General features: G+C 73.5%; 8 protein-coding genes and 1 pseudogene. All 9 read left to right on the forward strand.

The genetic code is table 11. The features are described from left to right. A pseudogene (locus tag EYA84_RS20420) lies at nucleotides 1-263 on the forward strand (histone H1); the annotation flags it as partial. Between the two features lie 94 nt (nucleotides 264-357). Continuing rightward, nucleotides 358-582 (forward strand): hypothetical protein, encoded by a 225-nt coding sequence (locus EYA84_RS20425; protein WP_236145866.1) that lies wholly within the window; start codon nucleotides 358-360, stop codon nucleotides 580-582. A 15-nt stretch (nucleotides 583-597) separates the two neighbouring features. Further along, entirely contained in the window at nucleotides 598-1,458 is an 861-nt protein-coding gene (locus EYA84_RS20430) for a TlyA family RNA methyltransferase (protein WP_131054651.1), read from the forward strand. Nucleotides 1,459-1,537: 79 nt separating this feature from the next. Further along, entirely contained in the window at nucleotides 1,538-2,422 is an 885-nt protein-coding gene (locus EYA84_RS20435) for an NAD kinase (RefSeq protein WP_131054652.1), read from the forward strand. 57 nt (nucleotides 2,423-2,479) lie between these two features. Beyond that, nucleotides 2,480-4,237: a DNA repair protein RecN gene (gene recN, locus EYA84_RS20440; protein WP_131054653.1), complete on the forward strand. Its 1,758-nt coding sequence runs from the start codon at nucleotides 2,480-2,482 to the stop codon at nucleotides 4,235-4,237. Nucleotides 4,238-4,356: 119 nt separating this feature from the next. After that, nucleotides 4,357-5,535 (forward strand): putative cytokinetic ring protein SteA, encoded by a 1,179-nt coding sequence (gene steA, locus EYA84_RS20445; RefSeq protein WP_131054654.1) that lies wholly within the window; start codon nucleotides 4,357-4,359, stop codon nucleotides 5,533-5,535. 27 nt (nucleotides 5,536-5,562) lie between these two features. Continuing rightward, nucleotides 5,563-6,501, forward strand: a complete 939-nt coding sequence (locus tag EYA84_RS20450) for a copper transporter (protein ID WP_131054655.1) — start codon at nucleotides 5,563-5,565, stop codon at nucleotides 6,499-6,501. Nucleotides 6,502-6,590: 89 nt separating this feature from the next. Continuing rightward, nucleotides 6,591-7,457 carry a hypothetical protein gene (locus tag EYA84_RS20455; protein WP_131054658.1) on the forward strand — a complete coding sequence of 289 codons (867 nt, stop codon included), beginning with the start codon at nucleotides 6,591-6,593 and terminating at the stop codon, nucleotides 7,455-7,457. A 1-nt stretch (nucleotide 7,458) separates the two neighbouring features. Further along, the coding region (gene murJ / locus EYA84_RS20460) for a murein biosynthesis integral membrane protein MurJ (protein WP_131054656.1) at nucleotides 7,459-8,803 on the forward strand (1,345 nt) is incomplete at its 3' end.

An 8,803-nucleotide genomic window follows, 5' to 3' on the forward strand; every position in this document is an offset into this window, starting at 1 on the left:
AGGCCGCCGAGACCGCAGCGGCGGCCCCACCGACCGGGCACGCGGCGGCGAAGAACCCGGTCGCCAAGAAGGCCGTGGCGAAGAAGGCGGTCGCGAAGAAGGCGGGTGCCGTGCCGCCGCCGGAGGATCAGCCGGCGGCGAAGAAGGCCGTGGCGAAGGTCGCGAAGAAGGCGGTGGCGAAGAAGACGCCGGGTTCGGTGGCACGTCCCGCCGACGGTGACGCCCCGGCCCGACCCGCCAGCCGCCCGGACACCACGCCGTGACCGGCCGTCGCTCGCGGCGCTCCGGGCCGACGCGGTCGGCCGTGGGGCGGCGAGACGTCGGATCGGGTGCTGCGACGCGGGCCGGAGCGCGGCGGTGAGCGTGTCGCCACGGCCCGGGCCACCACCGGGGCCGCGCCCGGGTCCACCGCCGCAGTCGTGGAGCGAGGACGGCGCCGAGGACGGGGGACAGCCGGCGGTGGACGCCGCCGTGCAGGCGATGGCGAACGCCGCGAACCTCGCGCCGGCCGACCAGATCGCGCAGTACGAGGCCGCGTACCAGACGTTGCGGGAAACGCTCGCCACCATCGACCAGGCCTGAGGAGACCCTCCGCCCATGGCACGTCGTAACCGGTTGGACGCCGAACTCGTCCGTCGTGGCCTGGCCCGATCCCGGGAACAGGCCGCCGACCTGGTGGAGGCCGGTCGGGTACGGCTTCGGGGGGTGGTGGCCCGCAAGGCCGCCGCGATGGTCGACCCCGCCGACCCGCTGGTGGTAACCGGCGCCGACCCCGCCTCCGAGTACGTCTCCCGGGGCGGACACAAACTGGCCGGTGCGCTGGCCGCCTTCGCCCCCGGTGGGCTGACCGTGACCGGCCGGCGGTGCCTGGACGCCGGGGCGTCCACCGGCGGCTTCACCGACGTGCTGCTGCGGGCGGGCGCGGCCGAGGTGGTGGCGGTCGACGTCGGCTACGGACAGCTCGCCTGGTCGCTGCGGACCGACGAGCGGGTCCGGGTCCTGGAACGGACGAACGTCCGGACGCTGACCGCCGAGGCGATCGAAGGGCAGGTCGACCTGACGGTGGCCGACCTGTCGTTCATCTCGCTGCGGCTGGTGCTGCCGGCCTTGGCCGCCTGCACGGCCGTCGACGGCGACCTGGCGTTGATGGTCAAGCCCCAGTTCGAGGTGGGCCGGGAACGGGTCGGTGCGGGTGGCGTGGTGCGGGACCCGGCGCTGCGGGCCGAGGCGGTGCTCGACGTCGCCGCGTCCGCCGCGACGCTCGGACTGGGGCTGGCGGAGCTGGCGGCCAGCCCGCTGCCCGGCCCGAGCGGCAACGTCGAGTTCTTCGTATGGTTACGCCGGGACGCGCCAGCGGCCGACCCGGAACGGGTACGGGCCGTGGTGGCGGCCGGGCCCGGTGCGCCGGCGGCCGCCGGTGACGCGCGTGACGAGGTGACGAAGGAGGTGGCCGGGTGAGTGAGGGCAACTCCGCCACGGCGGGGGTAGGTCCGGGTGGTTCGACGCGACGGCCGACCCACGGCGGGCGGGCCTTCCGGTGACCCGTACCGCCCTGCTGGTGACCCACACGGGTCGCCGGCGCAGCACGGAACACGCGCGTACGGTCGCGGCCGACCTGATCGCCGCCGGCTTCGAGGTCCGGGTGGTGGCCGAGGAGGCCGAGGATCTCGACCTGCCGGGCGCGGTGCCGGTGACCGGGCCGGAGGCGGCCGAGGGTGCCGAGATCGTCTTCGCGCTCGGTGGTGACGGCACCTTCCTGCGCGCCGCCGAGCTGGCCCGCCCGGCGAAGGTGCCGCTGCTCGGCATCAACCTGGGCAAGGTCGGCTTCCTGGCCGAGGCGGAGATCGACGATCTGGATCTCGCGGTGCGCGACGTGGTGGGCCGCAACTACAGCGTCAACGAGCGGCTCACCCTGGACGTCACCGCCGAGTTCGACGGCGGGCCGACGATCGAGTCGTGGGCGCTCAACGAGATCAGCGTCGAGAAGGGCGAACGGGCCCAGATGCTGGAGCTGCTGGTCGATGTGGACGGTCGCCCCCTGTCGCGGTACGGGTGCGACGGGGTGGTCTGCGCCACGCCGACCGGCTCGACGGCGTACGCCTTCTCCGGCGGCGGGCCCGTGGTCTGGCCCGAGGTGGAGGCGCTGCTGCTGGTGCCGATCAGCGCGCACGCCCTGTTCAGCCGGCCGCTGGTGACCGCGCCCACCTCGACCTTCTCGATCACCGTGGACCCGTTCACCACGCTGGCGGTGCTCTCCTGCGACGGGCGGCGGGTCTACGACCTGCCGCCGGGCGCCCGGGTCACGGTGCGTCGCGGTGTCCTGCCGGTGCGGATCGTGCGGCTGCGCGACCGGTCGTTCACCGACCGCCTGGTGGCCAAGTTCGACCTGCCGGTGCACGGCTGGCGGGGCAACCGCCGCTGACCCGGGTCGCCGCGCCGGCTGGTCAAGTGTCGGGCCACGCGTCTACTGTCGGGTGCTGTGCTGGAGGAGCTACGGATCACCGGACTGGGCGTCATCGAGGACACCACGCTGCCGCTCGCCGGTGGCATGAATGTCATCACCGGCGAGACCGGTGCCGGTAAGACGATGGTGGTCACCGGCCTTGGCCTGCTCTTCGGGGGCCGTGCCGACGCGGGGCGGGTGCGTGCCCAGCCCGGTCGGGCCGTCGTCGAGGGGCGCCTGCGTCTCAGCGGTCGGGTCGCCGAATCGGTGCACGCCCGGATCACGGACGCCGGGGGCGAGCCCGACGACGACGGCGCGATGCTGCTGAGCCGGACGGTCACCGTGGAGGGTCGCTCGCGGGCGCATCTGGGCGGGCGGAGCATGCCGGTGTCGACGCTCGGCGAGGTGGGCGAACAGGTGGTGGCCGTACACGGCCAGTCCGACCAGTTGCGCCTGCTGCGTCCCGCCGAGCAGCGGGCCGCCCTGGACCGCTTCGCCGGGCCGGAGCACGAGAAGCTGCTGGAGGCGACGCGCGAGGCGTACACGCAGTGGCGTCGGGTGGTGGACGACCTGGCGGACCGGCGGCGCAACGCGCGGGAGCGCCACCAGGAGGCGGATCTGCTGCGGCTCGGGCTCGACGAGATCACCCGGGTCGATCCGCAGGCCGGTGAGGACGACGAGCTCAAGACCGAGGCGCAGCGGCTGGAACACGCCGAGGGACTGCGTACCGCGGCGCAGGTCGCCCACCAGTGCGTGGCCGGCGGGTTGGAGGCCACCGACGACACCACGGACGCCTCGGCGCTGCTCGGCACCGCCCGGCGGACGTTGGAGGCGCAGGCCGGCACCGATCCGGCCCTGGGTGAGCTGGCGGCGCGGTTGGAGGAGGCGGCGACCTTGGTCGCCGACGTGTCGGTGGAACTGTCGACGTACCTCACCGGGCTGGACGCCGACCCGGCCCGGCTGCAGAGCATCTACGAGCGCCGGGCCGCGCTGCGGGCGTTGACCCGCAAGTACGCCGACGACGTCGACGGGGTGATCGCCTGGGCGGAGCGGGCCCGGACCCGACTGTCCGACCTGGACATCTCCGACGAGGTCCTTGAGGAACTGGACCGGGAGGCGTCCCGGCTGGCCGCTGAGGTGGCCGAGTTGGCCGGCCGGTTGTCGGCGTCCCGCCAGGAGGCGGCGGTGCGCTTCGCCGAGCAGGTGACCGTCGAGTTGGCCGGGCTGGCCATGCCGCACGCCCGCGTCGAGGTGGCGGTGCTGCCCCGGCCGGCCGGGCGGACCGAGCCCACGTTGCCGGTCAACGGGGTGGAGGTCGGTGTCGGGCCGGACGGCGGCGACGAGGTCGAGTTGCGGCTGCTGGCCCATCCCGGTGCGCCGTCGTTGCCGTTGCAGCGCGGCGCGTCCGGCGGTGAGCTGTCCCGGGTGATGCTCGCCATCGAGGTCGTCTTCGCCGGTTCGGGCGGTCCGCCCACGCTGGTCTTCGACGAGGTCGACGCGGGGGTCGGCGGTCAGGCGGCGGTGGAGATCGGCCGTCGGCTGGCCCGGTTGGCCCGCAGCCACCAGGTGCTGGTGGTGACCCACCTGCCGCAGGTGGCCGCGTTCGCCGACCGCCACCTGGTGGTGGCGAAGGACACCGGTGGCGCGGTGACCACCAGCGGGGTGCGGGTGGTGGAGGACACCGAGCGGGCCCGGGAACTGGCCCGGATGCTCGCGGGTTTGCCGGACTCGGATCTGGGTATCGCTCACGCGGAGGAGTTGCTGGCCGTCGCGGCCCGAGAACGGCGGTCGTGAGAACCGTCATTGTGAGCGGAGGCACACCGGCCTTCGCCCATCTGTGCTTCCCTGGGTAGGCGGCCCTGCTCAGGCATGTCGCGACAGATTCGCCTGCCTCACATGCCAGGATGGTCACGATGCGTCTACCCACGTTGCGCCGGACCCGGAACGCGGAACCGGGACGAATCCTCGGCACCGCCCGCCTCGACCGCCGGACGAAACGCCTGGTCGGTCGGCTCCGCCCCGGTGACATCGCCGTGATCGACCATGTCGACCTGGACCGGGTCGCCGCCGACTCGCTGGTCGCCGTGGGCGTCGGCGCGGTCCTCAACGCCAAGCCGTCGGTCTCCGGCCGCTATCCCAACCTCGGTCCGGAGGTGCTCGTCGCGGCGGGCATCCCACTCCTGGACGACCTCGGTGAGGGCGTCTTCGAGCGGATCCGCGAGGGCGACACCGTGCGGATCGAGGGCAACACCGTCTATCTCGGCGACGAGCCGCTGGCGCACGGCAGCCTGCAGGACGCCGAGAGCGTGGCCAAGGCGATGAGCGACGCCCGCGAGGGCCTGTCGGTGCAGTTGGAGGCGTTCGCCGCCAACACCATGGACTACCTCAAGCAGGAACGTGACCTGCTGCTCGACGGTGTCGGCGTACCGGACATCGCGACCGAGATCCAGGGCCGGCACTGCCTGATCGTGGTGCGGGGTTACGACTACAAGGCCGACCTGGACGTGCTGCGCCCGTACATCCGGGAGTTCAAGCCGGTGCTGATCGGCGTCGACGGCGGGGCCGACGCGCTGGTCGAGGCGGGCTACACGCCGGACATGATCATCGGTGACATGGACTCGGTCACCGACGACGTGCTGCGCTGCGGCGCCGAGGTGATCGTGCACGCGTACCCGGACGGCCGGGCTCCCGGTCTGCCCCGGGTCAACGGCCTGGGGGTGCCGGCGGTGACCTTCCCCGCCGCCGCCACCAGCGAGGACCTCGCGATGCTGCTGGCCGACGAGAAGGGCGCCTCGCTGATCGTCGCGGTGGGCACCCACGCCACCCTGGTCGAGTTCCTGGACAAGGGGCGCGGCGGCATGGCGTCGACGTTCCTCACCCGGCTCAAGGTCGGTGGCAAGCTGGTCGACGCCAAGGGTGTGAGCCGGCTCTACCGGCAGAGCATCTCGGGTTCCTCGCTGTTGCTGCTGGTGCTCTCGGCGGTGGCGGCGATGGCCTCGGCGGTGGCGGTGTCCACCGTCGGCAAGGCGTATTTGGGCGTGGTCTCCGAGTGGTGGGACAATTTTGTGTTCCAGCTCGGCCAGCTCTTCTAGCTCCCGACCGATCAAGAGGCTGCAAGCGTGATCAACTTCCGGTACCACGTGGTGTCCCTGACCGCGGTCTTCCTCGCGTTGGCGATCGGCCTGGTCGTCGGTACAGCCGCCCTCAACGGCCCGGTCGCGGACTCGCTCAAGGAGACCGTCAACTCGCTGCGCAAGGACAACCAGCAGATGCGCCAGACGGTCCAGAACATGCAGCGCGAGCTGGAGCTGGAGGAGGAGTTCGCGGCCGAGATGGCCCAGGTGATCCTGCCGGGCAAGCTGACCGGCAAGCGGGTGCTGGTGCTCAGCCTGCCCACCGGCCGGGACCACACCGAGGGCGTGGTCAAGATGCTGGAGCTGGCGGGTGCCGTGATCACCGGGCGGGTCGACCTGCAGGACAAGTTCATCAACCCGGAGAACAACAACAACCTGCTGGAACTGGCGGTCACCGCGGCCCGGCCCACCAGCGCGCCGACCAGCGGACTGCCCGGCAACGGGCACGGCGTGGAGACCTCCAGCGCCCTGCTGGCCACCGTGCTGCTGGATCAGCCCGCCGGGGCCGAGCCGGTCACCGAGGCCGACCGGCGGGCGGTGGTGACCGCGTACGGCAACGCGAACTACCTGACCACCGCGGACCGGATCACCGACGCCGCCGAGGCGGTCGTGGTGATCAGCGGCCAGCCGTACGTGGACAAGGACTCCGCCAAGAAGGACGAGTCGGTGGTGAAGATCGCCGAGCAGTTCGACCGCACCGGCGGCATCGTGGTCGCCGGCAACGGCTCCACCGGCGGCAACCTGGTTTCCTTCGTCCGGGGCGACGCGGTGCTGGCGCAGACCATCTCCACCGTCGACAACGCCAACACCGTCCAGGGACAGCTCGTCACCTCGCTGGCCGTCGTGCAACAGCTCAACGAGCGCAAGGCCGGCCAGTACGGCGTGGGCGACAACGTCGAGCTGGTGCCTAGACTGCCCCAGTGAGTCGACGGGACACCCCGGGTGTCCGGTTCGACGATGTCGCCCGCCGACCGGCGGCGCAGACGGCGTGAGCGAGCGAGGTGAGCTGGGGCGTGGGCGTACTCGGTCGACTGCTGGCGGCGGGGGTCGGTGCGGCTGCCGCCCGGTACGCGCTCCGTGAGATCCGTACCTCCCCGGCCGGTCCGACACTGGCGCGAACGAACTTCCGTGGCCGTACGGTGACGCTGGCGGCCGGGCCGGCGCTGGCGGTGAGCGCCTCCGGGGCGGCGGCCGGTGGCGCGCCCAGCGTGCCGGGAGGAGCGGCGGTCCTGGTGGCGGGGCTCGGCGCCGGTGCGGTCGGGCTCTACGACGACGTGGTCGGCGCCCGGCCGGAGCAGAAGGCGGACAAGGGCTTCGCGGGACACCTCGCCGCGCTGCGGCAGGGGCGGGTCAGCACCGGCCTGGTCAAGATCGTCGGAGTGGGCGCGGCCGGTCTGGGTGCCGCCGCGCTGCTCGCCGCCGACCCCCGGGTGGCCGGGCACCGTGGTCGGCGACGCCAGGGCGGGCTGGGCCGGACCGTGGACGTGCTGCTCGGCGCCGGTGTGGTGGCCGGCACCGCCAACCTGCTCAACCTGCTCGACCTGCGACCCGGGCGGGCGCTGAAGTCGGGCCTGCTGCTCGGCGCGCCGCTGCTCGGTGGCGCGACCGGTGGGATCGCCGCCGGTGCGGTGGGCGCCGCCGCCGGGCTGCTTCCCGCCGACCTCGACGAGGACGTGATGCTCGGCGACAGCGGCGCGAACGCGCTCGGCGCCGTGCTCGGCGTGGCGCTGGCCGCACGCACCGGCCCGATCGGTCGGGCCGGGATCCTGGCGGTGCTCGCCGGCCTGACGGCGGCCAGCGAGAAGGTCAGCTTCACCGCCGTCATCGCGCGCACCCCGGGCCTGCGTGAACTCGACGCGCTGGGCCGTCGCGACGACTGACGTGACCAGACCGACACCCCTCGCCGGCGCCGGCCGGGTGGCCGGGGCCGCCGCGCTGATCGCCGTGCTCACCGTGGTCAGCCGGCTGGCCGGGTTCGGCCGTACCGCCGTCTTCACCTGGGTGGTGCAGGACAGCGACCTGGGCGCGATGTACGTGATCGCGAACACCGTCCCCAACATCATCTTCGAGATCGTGGCCGGCGGGGCGCTGGCCAGCCTGGTCGTACCGCTGCTCGCCGGTGCGGTCGCGGCCGGCGACCGGCGGGCCGTGGCGGCGACCACGAGCGCGCTGCTGACCTGGACGGTGACGCTGCTGGTGCCGTTGGCGGTGCTGGTGGCCCTGGGCGCCGAGCAGATCGTGTCGGTCTTCCACAGCCGCAGCCCGGAGGAACTGGCGGCCGGGGCCCGGATGCTGCGGGTCTTCGCGCCGCAGGTGCCGCTCTACGGCATCGGGATCGTGCTGACCGGTGTGCTCCAGGCCCACCGCCGCTTCGCCTGGCCGGTGATCGCGCCGCTGCTGTCCAGCCTGACGGTGATCGTGGCGTACCTCGTCTTCGTGGCCGTGGCCGGTCCGGGGGCGAGCGTGGCGCAGGCGGGCCGGGGTGCGGAACTGATCCTGTCCGGCGGCACCACGCTCGGTGTGGTGGTGCTCTCGCTGTCGCTGCTGATCCCGTTGCGGCGGCTCCGCCTGCGACTGCGCCCCGGATACGGCTTCCCGGCCGACGCGCGGGCGCGGGTGGGTGGTCTGGTCACCGCCGGTGTGGTCACCGTCACCGCCCAGCAGGTGGCCACGCTGGTGATCCTCTATCAGATCTCCGGTGGTCGGACCGAGGCCCCGCAGGTGTTCAACCTCGCCCAGACGTTCTATCTGCTGCCCTGGGCGGTGCTGGCGGTGCCGCTGGCCACGGCCGCGTACCCGGCGTTGGCCGAGACGGCGGCCGGCGGCGACGAGGCCGGCTACCGGGACACCCTGTCCGGCACGGTGCGCGCGGTGCTGCTGTCCAGTTGCCTCGGCGCGGCGGCGCTGGTCGGGGTGGCCGGTCCGATCGGCCGGTTCTTCCCGCTGGACGCCTCCGCCACCGCCACGGCCGTCGCCGGCTTCGCCCCGGGGCTGCTCGGGTACGGGCTGTTCGCGGTCCTCTCCCGCGCCCTGTACGCCCGGGGCGCGACCCGGGAGGCCACGCTCGCCATCAGTGCCGGATGGCTGGCGGTCACGCTCGGTACGCTGCCGATGGCGGCGCTGCTCCCCACGGCCGACCGGGTGCTCGCCGTCGCGCTGGCCAACTCGGCGGGCATGCTGCTGCTCGGCGGGCTGCTGCTGCTGGCGGTCCGGCGCGCGGCCGGTC

Source organism: Verrucosispora sp. SN26_14.1, assembly GCF_004307965.1.
In the GTDB taxonomy this organism is placed as follows: domain Bacteria; phylum Actinomycetota; class Actinomycetes; order Mycobacteriales; family Micromonosporaceae; genus Micromonospora.